The following is a 15553-nucleotide window of genomic DNA, read 5'->3' on the forward strand; positions in this document are numbered from 1 at the left end:
CATCCTACTTCACCCCCAATGTTTTCAATGTATTTTGAAGCGGATCCCCTAGTAACTCTGGCATAACTCCAATTGCAATAATACAAAAGATAAGTAGTAAAACAGGGACATACTCCCATCCGTGTATATCAGATTTTGCTTCCCACTCTTTCTTTCCAAATGTCACTTGAAGTGTCGCCCTTAATACGTATACAGCGGTTAAAATGATGCCAATCACACCGACTGCAGCAATGACGGGCTCTCTTTGAAATAAACCGAGAAAGGCAAGAAATTCACTAACAAACCCAGACATCCCTGGTAATCCAAGCGAGGCCATTCCTCCTGCTAAAAAGAATCCGCTAAGTATCGGTACACTTTTCGCAAGTCCGCCTAGCACCGTAATATCCGAAGTTCCAAATCGTTGTTCTATAACACCCAGTAGGAAGAAGAGCAAGGCTGCAATTAAACCATGTGATACAACTTGGAATAACGCTCCTTGTGTACCAGGTGCATTAAGTGACGCAAATCCCATTAACACAATTCCCATATGCGAAATACTAGAGTAAGCCAGTACTTTCCTAAAGTCCGTTTGGATGAGCGCTAAAAAGGCACCGTATAATAAATTAATTACGCCTAATATCGCAATTAGTGTTGCAACATCGTGAAAATATTCCGGGAATAGCCCTTTCCCGAAGCGAATAATACCGTACGCTCCAATCTTCAGCAAAACACCCGCATGAAGCATAACTACAGCTGGATGCGCTTCTATGTGTACATTGACCATCCAGCGGTGCAACGGAAAAACAGGTAGTTTAATTGCAAAAGCAATCATTATGGCAATAAATACACTAAGCTGCAAACTACTTGGTATGACGAGTGCTCCCTCTGCACTTACGCTTCTTAATATCTCTTTCAGCTCCACAATATTTGTTGTACCTGTTTTCGCGAACAAAATTGAGAAAACAATGAGCAAAATAGCTGAGCCAATACCGTTATATATTAAATAACTATACGCAGCCTTTTCACTCGACAATTTTCCCCACTTTCCAATTAATAAGAACATTGGTGGCAACGTAATTTCAAAGAAGATAAAAAACAACATTAAGTTTTGAGCAGCAAAGACGCCGAGCATTCCTATTTCTAGCATGAGTAACAGCATATAAAATGCTTTTAAATTTCTTTTAATAGAAAAGGCTGCAATTGCTGCAAGCGTTGCTAGAAGAGCCGTCAGTACCATCATGACAAGCGACAAACCATCAATACCAAGCTCGTAATAAATAGAAAACCACCTTTTATCCACCGCTGTAAAATCGCCGAACTTAATCCATTTCACCTTTTCATCAAATAGTGACAAATTCTTTCCAGAAGCATATGTACAAGCGAGGACGATAGCAATTCCAAATGGAAGTGCCGTCCCAAATAAGCCAAGCGCCCGCACTGTACGCAATTCCTTTTTCGGTGTTAATACAAGCAATAAAATTCCTAAAAGCGGGGAAAAAATGAAGAACGTTAACAACAAATCATTCATCGTAAATCCCCTCCCGTATAGAGCAAAATAATGACGAGTACAGCGAGCGAAACCGCCGTTACAGTACCGTACACTTGTACATTCCCGTTTTGAAGTTTCGATCCAAGATTACTTGTGCCTTTAACTACACTTGAAATTAAAACTGCAATTCCTTCGACTACATACACTTCAAATAAGCGAAGCACATGAGCGATTCCTTTCGTAATAGGGATCACCGTCATGTTGTATAGTTCATCCACATAATATTTTTCTTTCAAAAGATTATAAAGAGATGTTTCCGTACCCCCAGCCCAATCTCTAGAAATTGATTTCTTGCCATATATGAAATATGCAAGAGCGATTCCCGCAAATGAAACGAGTGTCGCAACAATCATAATCCAAACTGGTCCATGCGCTTCTTCAACCTTAAACCCTACATCTTTCGTCAACCAATCTCCGAGAAACGTCCCAAACCATGGTGTATTTATATATCCTGCCACTACCGCAAGAACGCCGAGAACAATCATTGGATACGTCATAACGCGAGGCGATTCATGCACTTCTTCCTTCGTCTTCGTTTCTCCAGTAAAGACAAGAAAGTATAGGCGGAACATATAAAATGCTGTTAAAAACGCCGCAATTACCGCTAAAGTAAATAAAACGTAATTGCCATTCATCCACGTCGCCGCTAAAATTTCATCTTTGCTGAAAAAACCGGAAAGCAGCGGAACACCGCTAATGGCAAGGGTACCTATTAAAAATAGCGTACCAGTTACTTTCATCTTCTTCTGTAAACCGCCCATTTTATTAATGTTTTGCGTATGCACAGCATGAATTACACTTCCTGCCGCCAAAAATAATAGTGCTTTAAAAAAAGCGTGTGTCGTTAAATGGAATATACCAGCTACATAACCGGCAGAACCTAACGCGAGCATCATATACCCGAGCTGGCTAACTGTAGAATAAGCAAGCACCCTCTTTATATCTGTTTGCACAAGACCAATAGAGGCCGCAAAGATTGCAGTGAAAGCTCCAACGATTGCCACTGTCTGCATCGCCACTGTACTTGCTGAAAATAGAGGGAACATCGTCGCTACTAAATATACGCCAGCCGCGACCATCGTCGCCGCGTGAATAAGTGCCGAAACGGGTGTTGGCCCCTCCATTGCATCTGGCAACCACGTATGAAGCGGGAACTGACCTGATTTCCCCATCGCCCCGATAAAAATTAATATCGCTGTTATTGTAATCATGTAAGGAGGTAAATCCCCTGTATAAATCGCCCTAAATATTGCGTCATATTCAAAACTACCTGCGTACCAAAAAATTAAAATCATCCCGATAAATAAACCAACATCCCCAATACGGGTCATAATAAAAGCCTTTTTTGCAGCAGCCTTTGCTTCTTCTTTAAAGAAATAAAAACCGATAAGTAAAAATGAACCAAGACCAACTAATTCCCAAAATATATAAAGTTGTAATAAATTCGTTGATATAACAAGCCCTAACATCGCAAATGTAAAGAGTCCTAAATATGCGTAAAAGGTTGGTAATCGTTCATCACCTTTCATATAACCTTTCGAATACACATGTACAAGTAGACTCACAAGCGTCACGATAAATAACATTAAAGCTCCTAATGCAGTCACTTCAAAGCCAAATGATATATCCACATCTCCAGCTCTAAGCCACACCCACTTATGCTTCACGCTTGCTTCTGAAAATCTTTCTATTAACACAAGTACCGCAAGTATAAAGGAGAGAAAGACGAAAAAAATACTAAGTACGCTGCTTCCTTCTCTAATTTTCTTCCCGAATATAATAAGTAACAAAAACGAAACGAGTGGGAAAAGCGGTATGAGCCATGCATAATCGATCATTGTTTCCTTCCCCCTTTTTCGGTCACAATGCTATCCTTTAAGCGTATCCATTTCATCCACCTGAACTGTCGTACGATTACGATATAAAGCAATTAAAATGGCGAGTCCTACCGCCGCTTCCGCTGCCGCTACAGCCATCGTAAACAGTGAGAAAATTTGACCTGTTAAATTCGGAAATAAGCCTAATTTACTAAACGCCACTAAGTTTAAATTGGCAGCATTCAGCATTAATTCGATACAAACTAATACGATTACTGTATTCCGCTTTGTTAAAGCTCCAAATAGACCGATGCAAAACAAAATAATCGCAAGTGTTAAATATGCAGAAGCTGGAACGCTACTCATTGGAATCCTCCTCTTTCTCATCCTTTTTCGCAAGTACAATCGCGCCAACGAGTGCTACAAGTAAAATAACTGAAGTTAGTTCAAATGGGATAATATATTTTGAATAGAGAAGCGTACCGATTTGAAGTGTGTTGTTTTCATGGAGAGGTAAACTTCCTTGTGTGCTTTCATTTGCAAAATCAACATTATTAACAGCGAAATACATAACCGCTCCAAATGCTACAACTGCAAAGAAGATAATCCATTTTCGAAGAGTAAGACGCGATTCATTTTCCGCGTTATGTTTCGTTAACATAATGCCGAAAATCATAATAATTGTGATTGCACCAGAGTAAAGTAAAATTTGTGCAACGCCTATAAATTCAGCTGATAAAAGAAAATACAAACCTGCAATGCTGAGAAATGTCAGAACGAGAGCTAGCATCATGTGCATAACTTTCGTTAAGTTCAACATAAGAACACCGCCGATAATTGCAGACAAGGATAGTATAAAGAATGCTACAAACTCGCCATTCATGCCTTGTTCTCCTTCCTGACGTTTTCGTCGTTTTCGTCAAGCCACTGCAAATTTTTAAATAAGTCATCACGTGAATATTCCGCGAGTTCAAAGTTATTTGTCATGACAATTGCCTCTGTCGGACAAACTTCTGTACATAAATCACAAAGAATACAAATTTCAAAATTAATATCATACGTGTCGATAATTTTTCCTTTTTTCGTAGGATCCGGATGTTTCTTTCCTGTTAACTGAATACAGTCTGTCGGACAAATGTTAGAGCACTGATTACAAACAATACATTTCTCCGGATAAAATTTTTGAATTCCACGAAAACGGTCTGGCAACGGCAACGGTTGATTTGGATAATCATACGTTACCTTCTTCTTGCTCAAATTACTTAATGTATATTTTAATCCTTTAAATAGTCCTTTCATCTCTTACTGGCACCCCCCTCATAGATTAGAAGAATAACTCCTTAATCAATGCCGTTAAGAAAATATTTGCAAGTGCAATCGGCAATAATACTTTCCAGCCAAACTCCATTAACTGGTCACCTCTTATACGCGGGAACGTAACGCGGAACCAAATTAATAGAAAGACTACACTGCTAAATTTCAAAGCAAACCATACGGCACCTGGGATAAATCCAAGAAACATGACTGGATTCCATCCGCCTAAAAAGAGCACTGTAATTAACGATGCCATCCCGAAGAAATATACGTACTCTGAAAGCATGAAAAACGCCCAGCGAAAACCTGAGTATTCCGTATGATATCCAGAAACAAGTTCTGACTCCGCTTCTGGCAAATCGAATGGCGTTCTATTTAACTCTGCAACTGCTGCGATTAAGAAAACGACGAAGCCAATTGGCTGTACGAAAATGTACCAAACCTTCTCCTGCGCCGCTACAATCTCATTTAAATTCAGACTACCAGCTAGCAAAACGATACCAATTACACTCATTACGAGCGGAATCTCATAAGAAATCATTTGCGCCGCCGCACGCATCCCTCCTAAAAGGGAATATTTATTATTCGATGCCCATCCTCCAGTTACAACACCTATCGTCGTAATACCGGAAACAGCAATATAATAAAGTAGCCCGACTCCAATATCTGCAAATTGAAATTTATCAGTGAACGGGATAACTGCAAGCACCATAAATGCTGGTGCAAATGCAATGACAGGCGCTAATATAAACAGCGGTTTATCTGCTGCTTTTGGAATACTATCTTCTTTCAATAATAGTTTTAAAACATCAGCTACCGTTTGCAGTAAACCGAATCGGCCTCCAACCTGGTTTGGTCCAATCCGCCCTTGCATAAACCCCATCACTTTCCGTTCTGCCAAAATTCCATATGTAACGAAGCCAAGGACTGCAAATAGCAGAAGTACCGCTAATCCGAAAAAAATGAAGAAATTCTTCCAGCTTGAAGGTGATTGTAAGAGCGTCTCAATCATTAGCCATCAACCTCCCCAAGTACAATATCAACTCCACCTAAAATCGTAATTAAATTAGCGATGTTTTCACCTTTCAATAACTTCGGTAAAATTTGCAAGTTATAAAAAGATGGCCTACGAAACTTCAAACGGTACGGCTCTTTCTTTCCGTCACTAGCGATATAACACCCAATCTCTCCGCGCGGCGATTCGATACGTACGAACGCTTCTCCCTTAGGTGCCTTAATAATTTTCGGTACTTTTGCCAGCACAGCTCCATCTTTCGGGAACTGCTGAACCGCCTGCTCAACAATCTTTAAAGACTCCTCGATTTCTTGCATTCGGCAAACGTAGCGATCCCAAGCATCTCCCACGCTTCCAACAGGAATATCAAAATCAAAACGATCATAAATCGAATACGGCTCATCTTTGCGAAGATCCCAGTTTACTCCAGTGCACCGCAAATTTGCTCCGCTTAAAGAATACGAGATCGCTTCTTCCGCGCTATATATACCAACGCCTTTCACACGATTTAAGAAAATCTCATTACCGCTAACAAGATCATGATAACCTGCCAGTTGCTCTCTCATATACGGAACAAACTCTTCCACCTTTTCAATCCAACCATCTGGCGCATCCCACTTCACACCGCCAACTCTCATATAGTTAAAAGTAAGCCGTGCCCCGCATAATTCATTTAATAAATTTATAATCATCTCTCGTTCACGAAACGCGTACAAAAACGGGCTGACCGCTCCTATATCAAGAAGATTCGTCCCCCACCAAACGAGATGGCTCGCAATTCTTCCTAGCTCCATCGCAAGTACTCGCAAGTATTCGGCACGCTCTGGAATTTCAAGCCCCATCATCGTCTCTACAGCATGGCAAATGACGTAATTATTCGTCATAGCTGATAAATAGTCCATTCGATCTGTATAAGGGATAATTTGCGTATACTGTAAGCTCTCAGCGATCTTTTCGGTCCCGCGATGCAAATACCCAATAACAGGTGTAGCTTCTTTAATAAGTTCCCCGTCAATCTTAATTACGAGCCTGAACACACCATGTGTACTCGGATGCTGAGGTCCTACATTCAAAAGCATCTCTTCCGTACGGATCATAGCTACACCTCCACATCATACGGTTCATAGTCTTTTCTAAGCGGATAGCCTACCCAATCCTCTGGCATTAAAATACGCGTTAAATTCGGATGCCCTTTAAATACAATGCCGAGCAAATCGTATGCTTCTCGCTCCGGCCAGTCGGCCCCTTTCCAAAGCGCTGTCACAGATTCGACTTGCGGCGCTTCCCGGTCTATCTTTACCTTCACCGCTACCGATTGTTTCTTACTATATGAAAACAAATGAACATACACTTCCATATGTGTCACAAAATCCGTCGCATGTAGCTCTGACATATAATCAAAAGCAAGTCCCTCATGGAATCGCAGTAACTCCATCACTTCATAATACTTTTCGGGATCCACCACAAGAGTTGGCACATCCTTTGACAGTTTATTAATGTAGGAATCTACTAATGCACCCTCTCCTAACTTCTCCCTAATAGCCTCAACATACTGATTTAAATACGGCTGATTTACGGACGGTTCTTCCTGCTTCGGCTCATCCTCTTTCTTACCTTCAGCCCCCTTTGTCTTCGCTCTTGCAGCCGCTGCTGCTTTCGCTTTTGCCGCTACAATTGCCTTTGCCTTTTCATCTCCCGAATCCCCATCACCTTGCGAGGCTTTCTGCTTCGCCAATGCTGCCGCTTTTGCCTTGGCCGCTGCCACCGCCTTCGCCTTGGCCTTCGCTTTTTCTTCTTCCATTACTTCTTCTATTCCTTCTCTTTTCTGCTTCGCTAACGCTGCCGCTTTTGCTTTTGCAGCTGCTGCTGCCTTCGCCTTGGCTTTCGCTTTTTCTTCTTCCGTTACTTCTTCTGTTCCTTCTCTTTTTTGCTTCGCTAACGCTGCCGCTTTTGCTTTTGCAGCTGCTGCTGCCTTCGCCTTGGCTTTCGCTTTTTCTTCTTCCGTTACTTCTTCTGTTCCTTCTCTTTTCTGCTTCGCTAACGCTGCCGCTTTTGCTTTTGCAGCTGCTGCTGCCTTCGCCTTGGCTTTCGCTTTTTCTTCTTCCGTTACTTCTTCTGTTCCTTCTCTTTTTTGCTTCGCTAACGCTGCCGCTTTTGCTTTTGCAGCAGCTGCTGCACGCCGTTTTGCTTCTTCTATAGTAATATCATCGTTTTTTGGTAGCGCTTTCTCTTTTTCTTGATCTTCTTCCTCAAGCTTACTTATTTCCGCCTCGTGTTTCGCTACAAGGCGTTTTCTCGCTTCTTCTTTTGCACGCCTAGCTGCTTCTTTTTTCAACTCCTCTAAATCTTTATTTGGATTACTCATTTATTCGTCACCTGCTTCCCGGTCTTTGCTTCGTAACGAATTTTTTCTTTTAATTTATTAATTCCATAAATTAAAGCAGCTGGATTTGGGGGACAACCAGGAATATACACATCAACTGGTACGATTTGGTCTACACCTTTCACAACAGCATATGAATTTACATACGGACCACCTGCTGTCGCACAAGATCCCATCGCAATAACCCATTTCGGTTCGGGCATTTGATCATATAAGCGCCGAACAATAGGAGCCATCTTCTTCGTTACCGTTCCCGATACAATCATGACGTCCGATTGCCTTGGTGAAGTTCGAAAAAATGACCCAAATCGATCTAAATCATAATGTGATGAGCCTACCCCCATCATTTCAATTGCACAGCACGCCAGTCCGAATGTCATCGGCCATAAAGAGTTGCTCCTCGCCCATCCTTTCAACTGTTCCAATGTAGAAAAAAAGATATTTCGTTCTAATTCTGCTCGCTCATTTGGATGTAATTCCTCAAAATTTATAACCATTGTAACACCTTCTTTTTCCAAGCATACGCTAATCCAACTAGCAACATTACAACAAAGATGAGCATTTCAATTAATGCAAATAAACCTAGCTTGTCATACGCAACAGCCCAAGGATATAAAAATAAAGTTTCTACATCAAAGATCACAAACAATAAAGCGAAAATATAATAACGCGCATGAAACCGAATATTTGCATCATGAAAAGGCTCAATTCCACTCTCATACGTCGTCGCCTTTGCTGCACTTGGTTTATTTGGGCGCAGCATCCTTCCTAATGTAAGAGCCACTACCGGCAGCAATATACCTAATAGCAAGAAAATCAAAACGATCATATAACTATTTTCATATACACTTGCCATTGTGAAACCCTCCCCCCTAAATTAAGAACAAGTTCACATAGTAAACAATATGTCCTAGTTGCAGTAATTATTATTTTTAAATTTTTCTAAATAACGCAACTATTCTAATCATTATAGCAAACTTCAAATTCCTATGTCGATATGTTGGGAGGCAGAAACAAGAATTATTAAAATCTATCTTTACAACTTGCTATAATTGTGCAAAATAAATATAAAACTTATATATGCTTTTCAAGAAACCGTAGGTGATATAAATGAAAAAACAAACACATGTAAGTATTCTTATAAGCATTGTATTGCTGTCCATAACGATTCACTACGTAGCGATGCCTTTTCTATATGAATACTCATTTCCTTTTCAGCTATTAATCGGAATGAGTACCCTATTAATTGATATTATCGCTTGTAGTTATATACTTTATTTTTCAAACATGAAAGAAGGGCTATCTCGTTTATTTTGGATCATATTATCTGTTGGAGCTCTCTCTTATTTTATCGGTGATATAGTCGTTGCCTATCAGCGTTTAATTGTAAAAGACTTCTATACGTTCGTTGATCCATCTGACTTTTTTTACTTACTTTTTTTAGTTAGTTTTACGTTTGCCTTTCTATACGAAATCATTTATAACCGAGATTTATTAGAAAAACTTTTTATGCTATGTGATATTTGTATTATCGTTACAGCCCAATTTACTTTAAGTTACTACTTACTTATTGAACGAACTATTCACATCTTTACAACATCCTATATCGACATATTTGTTCAACTTACCTATCCAATGGCTGATTTACTCTTTCTCTTAATAGGAATCAACCTTTTATTCAAACCACTATCCTTATTACCTAAAAAGGTCGGTGCACTTCTTGGCAGTGCTTTAATTTTATATGCTACTACAGATGCGATTTATGCTTATATAAAATACTTCATACCAGAGTATTCTATGTTTACAGTTACTCCTTTCTATCAAGTAACCTTAGTGTTAGTAGCAATCGCCTGTATTCTCCATACAAAAGAGCCTGAAAAACAAGAACAAGTACTACTAACACCTAAAATTGGTGAATCAATCCGATTATCATTACCGTATATTTCGGTAGTAATGCTTATTGTTTTTATATTAGTTGAATACGTTTTTGCGCCTATTATAGTAATCGGACTTATAATAACTTTCTCTTTCGTTCTCATACGTCATAGCTTAGTTCGAAAACAAAATAAAATATTATTGTTTGCTCAAATGCAATTCAACTCAGAACTCGAGAAACAAATTAAACTACGTACAGAAGATTTAGTAGAACAGAAAAATGAACTCTATCATAATCAACAAATGTTTAAATCTTTATACGAGCATCATCCAGATCCAATCTTCACATTAGATTTGTACGGTAATTTTCTCAAAGTAAATAACGCTGGCACTACTTTACTCGGTTATCAAACGAATGAATTATTAAACCAGCCTTACTATTCACTCATATACGAAGAAGATTTAGAAGAAATGATTAACGCCTTTCATCGCGTGAAAAAGGGGTATTCTATCTCTTTAGAAATACGGGCTTACCATAAAAGCAGAGATATTTACTACTTGCACGTTACCGCCGTACCGATCTTTTTAAAGGAGAAAATTTCTGGGGTTTATTTAATGATTAAAGATATTACAGAAAGCAAACAACAACAAGAACAAATTAATTTCCTAGCATACCATGATACTTTAACAGAGCTTGCAAATCGACGTGCATTTCATCAACATTTAGAACAGGCAATTGCGCGAGCAAAAATATCGAAAAAGCCTTTTGCTGTTATGTTTCTCGACCTAGACCGTTTTAAAGTTATTAATGATACCCTCGGTCATCGAGTAGGAGACCTATTGCTCATCGCAGTAGCAAAAAGGCTCGAAAGAATAGCAACATCAAATATGAAACTCGCGCGGCTAGCTGGGGATGAGTTCACAATCCTTATCGAGAATTACAAAAAAAAGCCAGATGTCCAAAAAATAGCTGATAGGATTGTAACGGCCATGAATGAGCCATTTGAAATCGAAAATCAACATTTACAAATCTCACCGAGCATCGGAATTGCAATATATCCTGAAGCAGGTGAAGATGCGCTATCCATTTTGCAGCATGCTGATATGGCCATGTACGAAGCAAAGAATAAAGGAAAAAACGGTAGCTCTCTTTACACGAAAGAACTATATAAAAAAATGGAACGAAAAGCTCGAATTGAAAAAGATTTGCCAATCGCTTTAGTAAACAAAGAATTTTATCTCGTTTATCAACCACAAATTGATACGACAACAAATAAAATTATCGGCGCTGAAGCTTTAATACGTTGGAAACACCCACTATTAGGTGACATTTCACCATGTGAGTTTATTCCAATTGTAGAAGAGACGCCACAAGTAGTCCCACTTGGACATTGGGTATTACAAGAAGCTTGTCTCCAATTAAAAATATGGCATACCTTTGGCTACCAAAATTTAAAAATAAGTGTTAATCTATCCGCAAAAGAGTTCCGGCAAGATCAATTAATTGAAAGCATTTCACAAATATTAAACGACGTGCAAGTCGATCCAAAATATGTAACACTTGAGTTAACAGAAAGAATTGCAATGGTTGACGAGAAAGAAACGTTATTAAGACTGAAGCAATTAAAAGAATACGGTATCCAAACTTCCATTGATGACTTCGGTACTGGATACTCTTCTCTTGCTTATTTATCAATTTTTCCAATCGACACATTAAAAGTACCGAGAGAATTTACACAATTAGCTGATCATCGTCCTGAAGAACGAGCCATCGTTTCTACAATACTTTCCCTCGCGAATACTTTAAATCTTTCAGTCGTCGCCGAAGGAATTGAAACCGAAAAACAACTTAAGTTTCTGCAAAAACATAACTGTAAATATATGCAAGGTTACTATTTCAGTAAACCACTTACTAGCAATCAGTTTATAAAGTTTCTACAAAAAACCCCCAGTATGAACAAATAATTCATACCGGGGGTTTTTTAGTGCTAAATATTTTTCTCATAATATTCTTCTGCAATCTCTTCGTAAAAAGCTGCAGATGTCGTATAGAAATATGGAATTAACCATAAGAATCCAATCCCTAACGTAATACAACTTAATATAAACCAGCCAATAAAACTTAAACATAAAATGAAATACTCCATCTTATGTCCATCCATCATACGACGACTTTCTGTAATAGCTTGGTTCAGTGAATACTCAGGATGATCGTTTATAATAAAGTATGTCATCGCATAAGAAAATGATTTAATAATACCTGGAATAATGAACAATAACGTCCATAAGAAAAGATAAAGATTTACTAATAAATATAATAAAAATGATTTTAGAAATCTCTTTCCCTCTGAAAACCAAATGAATACATTACCAATACTAGCTTGCTTTTCACGAAGGATATTTAAACCAAGGTAATATCCACCTAAAGTTAACGGTCCAGTAACAAAAAATGTAAGAATATTCGTTGAAAGTGAACCATTTATTTTTTGCCAACCGAAAATCAAAGAAAATCCCCAATCAACACTAAAACTAAAAGCCGTGATAAGAATTGAAATGAGTAGTGTAGCTCCAACAGCTAATCCCCATTTTCCTTCTAATGAATCTAGTGCTTCTCCTTTTAAATCACTAATCATGCGTAGCCTCGCCTCCTATACACAATAATTCTATTAGTATAGCATGTTCCTATTGAAATTCACCTTTTGAAATATAGCGATAAAAGTGTGCTGTCGTCGTACTCATATACGGACTAAGCCAAAGAAATCCTATTCCAAAAGTAAGAAGCGCTAAAATAGCCCATCCTATGAAGCTCAGCCATAAAAGAAACAAATCTAACTTATGACCCTTCATAAGATTCTTACTTTCCTTTATCGCCTGCGAAACACTATATTCTGGATTTTCAATCATCACATAGTACGTCAGTGCATAAGAAAAATACATCACAATCATACCAACGATTGAAATAGCTAGTAGTACACAGATAGCAATAGCAAACGACGCATTTCCTTCTTCACCAAAAAATGCAAATAAGGCTACTAACAATATCGGAATCCATGTACCTGTATATAATAAAATTGCAAGCATTGCCCATATTGTTTTCATCATTCTTTTAAAGCCACGAAATCCTTCGAATAAGTAATCTACTTTAGCATCTTCTCGTTTACTAATCTGTAAAAATACATTTGTATAACCGTATGATGTAATCCCATAGGATGCACTACTCAAAATTATCATAATGCAATAAAAAATCCCGAATGTAACACTTGCTCCATTTGATATTGTTTGCCCTTCAAGTGAACCTACTAAACCAGCAAATAAGAGAAATATAATAATTCCTGGAATTAATAGTATAAGCATTGCAGCCATCGAAACAACATAACTTAAAATAAAATATAAAATTGTTGATCCAACACCTAGTCCCCATTTTCCCTTTAAAGAGTACAATGCTTCTCGCTTCATTTCACCAATCATTGATTCATCCCCTTTATGAAATATAAATTGTTGTACACTTCTACTTATACAAGCATCAATATAATTATACCAGTTTTGTAAAATTATCCATAAAATACACAAAAAAATCCGTAAAGGCAAAGCCCTTACGGATTTTTTTACTTCATATCGGAAACGTTCAAACGGTTCACAGCACGTTGTAATGCCATTTCTGCACGTTTAAAGTCAACATGTGCTTGTTTATCTTGCAGACGTTGCTCAGCGCGACGCTTCGCTTCATTTGCACGATGGATATCGATATGGTTTGCTTCTTCAGCAGATGATGATAATACAGTCACTTTATCTGGACGAACTTCGATAAAGCCACCGCTTACTGCTACATAATCAGTGTGTCCACCATTTTTCAGACGAACTGCACTAATTTTTAATGGTGCAACAGTTGGAATGTGACCTGGTAAAATCCCCATTTCCCCACTCTCTGCTTTTACACTTACCATTTCTACTTCTTTTTCGTAAACCGGTCCATCAGGAGTTACAATACTGACTGGAAATGTCTTCATACTTCGTCCCTCCTAAGGCCTTACGCCATCATTTTCTTCGCGTTTTCAATAACTTCTTCAATGCCACCTACTAAGCGGAATGCATCTTCTGGAAGGTCATCATATTTTCCTTCTAGAATTTCTTTGAAACCACTAACTGTATTCTTTACAGGTACGTAAGAACCTTTTTGACCTGTAAACTGCTCAGCTACGTGGAAGTTTTGAGATAAGAAGAATTGAATACGACGAGCACGATGTACAACTAACTTATCTTCTTCAGATAACTCATCCATACCTAAGATAGCGATGATATCTTGAAGTTCTTTATAACGTTGTAAAGTTTGCTGTACTTGACGAGCTACTTCATAATGTTCTTCTCCTACGATTTCTGGAGAAAGTGCACGAGATGTAGATGCTAATGGATCTACGGCTGGGTAAATACCCATTTGCGTTAAACGACGCTCTAAGTTTGTTGTTGCATCTAAGTGAGCGAACGTTGTAGCTGGTGCTGGGTCAGTATAGTCATCGGCTGGTACATATACCGCTTGGATAGACGTGATAGACCCTTTATTTGTAGATGTAATACGCTCTTGTAATTGACCCATTTCTGTTGCAAGTGTTGGTTGGTAACCTACCGCAGATGGCATACGACCAAGAAGGGCAGATACTTCAGAACCCGCTTGCGTGAAACGGAAGATGTTATCGATGAACAGAAGTACGTCTTGTCCTTGCTCATCACGGAAATGCTCAGCCATTGTTAAACCTGTTAATGCAACACGTTGACGTGCTCCAGGTGGCTCGTTCATTTGTCCAAATACCATCGCAGTTTTCTTGATTACGCCAGAATCGCTCATTTCGTGGTATAAGTCATTACCCTCACGAGTACGCTCACCTACACCAGCGAATACAGAGATACCACCGTGCTCTTGTGCGATGTTGTTAATTAATTCCTGAATTAATACTGTTTTACCTACGCCGGCACCACCGAATAGGCCGATCTTACCACCCTTAATGTAAGGAGCAAGTAAGTCTACTACTTTAATACCAGTTTCAAGAATTTCTACTTTAGTAGATAATTCTTCGAATGCAGGTGCTTGACGGTGAATTGGATCACGATGTACATCTGCAGGAACCTCACCATCTAAGTCAATTGCATCACCTAATACGTTAAATACGCGACCAAGTGTTACATCACCAACTGGTACAGAGATTGGTTTACCAGTATCTTCTACTTCTGTGCCACGAACAAGTCCATCTGTGGAAGACATTGCAACTGTACGAACTGTATCATCACCTAAATGAAGTGCAACTTCAAATGTTAAGTTAATACTTCCGTTTTCGTTGCTTTGTTTTACCGTAAGGGCGTTGTAGATTTCTGGTAGCTTTCCGCCATCAAACTTAACGTCTACAACCGGACCCATGATTTGCGTAACGCGCCCTTTATTCATCGGGTTCCCTCCTAGCTTTCTTTTAATTAGCCAACTTTCTACGAGCAGCTAGCTTTTAATTTTTTATTGGTTTATAGCTTACGCGACTCTTTTGACAGAGCCGCTTCCGCTTTTTATTGAATCTAGTTCCAGCGGTTAGAATGTTCGGTGGCTTCGCTTTTTCCTACGAGGCACAAATCGCCTCTAC

The 15553-nt window shown here is 38.9% G+C and carries 15 protein-coding genes; 1 reads left to right on the top strand and 14 read right to left on the bottom strand.

Features of this window, described 5'->3' with window-relative positions:
* Positions 1–4: 4 nt before the first annotated feature.
* Genes NST86_RS27130 through nuoA form a run of 10 tightly spaced genes read right to left on the bottom strand, consistent with a single transcriptional unit; the run spans position 5 to position 8913 of the window.
* Positions 5–1507, bottom strand: coding sequence for an NADH-quinone oxidoreductase subunit M (locus NST86_RS27130; protein ID WP_227593288.1), 1503 nt, complete (start codon positions 1505–1507; stop codon positions 5–7).
* Positions 1504–3366 carry an NADH-quinone oxidoreductase subunit L gene (nuoL, locus tag NST86_RS27135; RefSeq protein ID WP_000568225.1) on the bottom strand — a complete coding sequence of 621 codons (1863 nt, stop codon included), beginning with the start codon at positions 3364–3366 and terminating at the stop codon, positions 1504–1506. Before nuoL ends, NST86_RS27130 begins: the two co-directional genes overlap by 4 nt.
* A gap of 30 nt (positions 3367–3396) precedes the next feature.
* Entirely contained in the window at positions 3397–3711 is a 315-nt protein-coding gene (gene nuoK / locus NST86_RS27140; RefSeq protein WP_000100079.1) for an NADH-quinone oxidoreductase subunit NuoK, read from the bottom strand.
* Positions 3704–4228, bottom strand: a complete 525-nt coding sequence (locus tag NST86_RS27145) for an NADH-quinone oxidoreductase subunit J (RefSeq protein ID WP_001012814.1) — start codon at positions 4226–4228, stop codon at positions 3704–3706. Before NST86_RS27145 ends, nuoK begins: the two co-directional genes overlap by 8 nt.
* Positions 4225–4644 (bottom strand): NADH-quinone oxidoreductase subunit NuoI, encoded by a 420-nt coding sequence (gene nuoI, locus NST86_RS27150; RefSeq protein ID WP_000677191.1) that lies wholly within the window; start codon positions 4642–4644, stop codon positions 4225–4227. Before nuoI ends, NST86_RS27145 begins: the two co-directional genes overlap by 4 nt.
* A 25-nt stretch (positions 4645–4669) precedes the next feature.
* Positions 4670–5671 carry an NADH-quinone oxidoreductase subunit NuoH gene (gene nuoH, locus NST86_RS27155; RefSeq protein WP_000573419.1) on the bottom strand — a complete coding sequence of 334 codons (1002 nt, stop codon included), beginning with the start codon at positions 5669–5671 and terminating at the stop codon, positions 4670–4672.
* The gene (nuoD, locus tag NST86_RS27160; RefSeq protein ID WP_000621464.1) at positions 5671–6771 is read right to left on the bottom strand and encodes an NADH-quinone oxidoreductase subunit NuoD; all 1101 of its coding nucleotides are present in this window, start codon (positions 6769–6771) and stop codon (positions 5671–5673) included. The genes nuoH and nuoD overlap by 1 nt, the downstream gene beginning before the upstream one ends.
* Before the next feature lie 2 nt (positions 6772–6773).
* Positions 6774–8039 carry an NADH-quinone oxidoreductase subunit C gene (locus NST86_RS27165; protein ID WP_074625561.1) on the bottom strand — a complete coding sequence of 422 codons (1266 nt, stop codon included), beginning with the start codon at positions 8037–8039 and terminating at the stop codon, positions 6774–6776.
* Positions 8036–8554 (bottom strand): NADH-quinone oxidoreductase subunit NuoB, encoded by a 519-nt coding sequence (nuoB, locus tag NST86_RS27170; RefSeq protein ID WP_000236331.1) that lies wholly within the window; start codon positions 8552–8554, stop codon positions 8036–8038. The genes NST86_RS27165 and nuoB overlap by 4 nt, the downstream gene beginning before the upstream one ends.
* Positions 8545–8913: an NADH-quinone oxidoreductase subunit NuoA gene (gene nuoA / locus NST86_RS27175; RefSeq protein WP_000179273.1), complete on the bottom strand. Its 369-nt coding sequence runs from the start codon at positions 8911–8913 to the stop codon at positions 8545–8547. Before nuoA ends, nuoB begins: the two co-directional genes overlap by 10 nt.
* A gap of 254 nt (positions 8914–9167) precedes the next feature.
* Between nuoA and NST86_RS27180 the strand changes: the two genes are divergently transcribed.
* Positions 9168–11897 (top strand): EAL domain-containing protein, encoded by a 2730-nt coding sequence (locus NST86_RS27180; protein ID WP_000744993.1) that lies wholly within the window; start codon positions 9168–9170, stop codon positions 11895–11897.
* 23 nt (positions 11898–11920) lie between these two features.
* Here NST86_RS27180 and NST86_RS27185 read toward each other — a convergent pair whose 3' ends face one another.
* From NST86_RS27185 to atpD, 4 genes are read right to left on the bottom strand one after another with little or no spacing between them, the layout of a single operon-like run.
* Positions 11921–12565 carry a DUF975 family protein gene (locus tag NST86_RS27185; RefSeq protein ID WP_137025936.1) on the bottom strand — a complete coding sequence of 215 codons (645 nt, stop codon included), beginning with the start codon at positions 12563–12565 and terminating at the stop codon, positions 11921–11923.
* Between the two features lie 49 nt (positions 12566–12614).
* On the bottom strand, positions 12615–13502 hold the full coding sequence (locus NST86_RS27190) for a DUF975 family protein (RefSeq protein WP_137025938.1): 888 nt from the start codon (positions 13500–13502) through the stop codon (positions 12615–12617).
* Positions 13503–13537: 35 nt separating this feature from the next.
* A complete protein-coding gene (gene atpC / locus NST86_RS27195) occupies positions 13538–13939 on the bottom strand; it encodes a F0F1 ATP synthase subunit epsilon (protein WP_000847211.1) in 402 nt (133 codons plus the stop codon).
* Between the two features lie 20 nt (positions 13940–13959).
* The gene (atpD, locus tag NST86_RS27200) at positions 13960–15366 is read right to left on the bottom strand and encodes a F0F1 ATP synthase subunit beta (RefSeq protein ID WP_001032593.1); all 1407 of its coding nucleotides are present in this window, start codon (positions 15364–15366) and stop codon (positions 13960–13962) included.
* Positions 15367–15553 lie beyond the last annotated feature (187 nt).

Source organism: Bacillus sp. FSL L8-0199 (assembly GCF_038005705.1).
In the GTDB taxonomy this organism is placed as follows: domain Bacteria; phylum Bacillota; class Bacilli; order Bacillales; family Bacillaceae_G; genus Bacillus_A; species Bacillus_A cereus.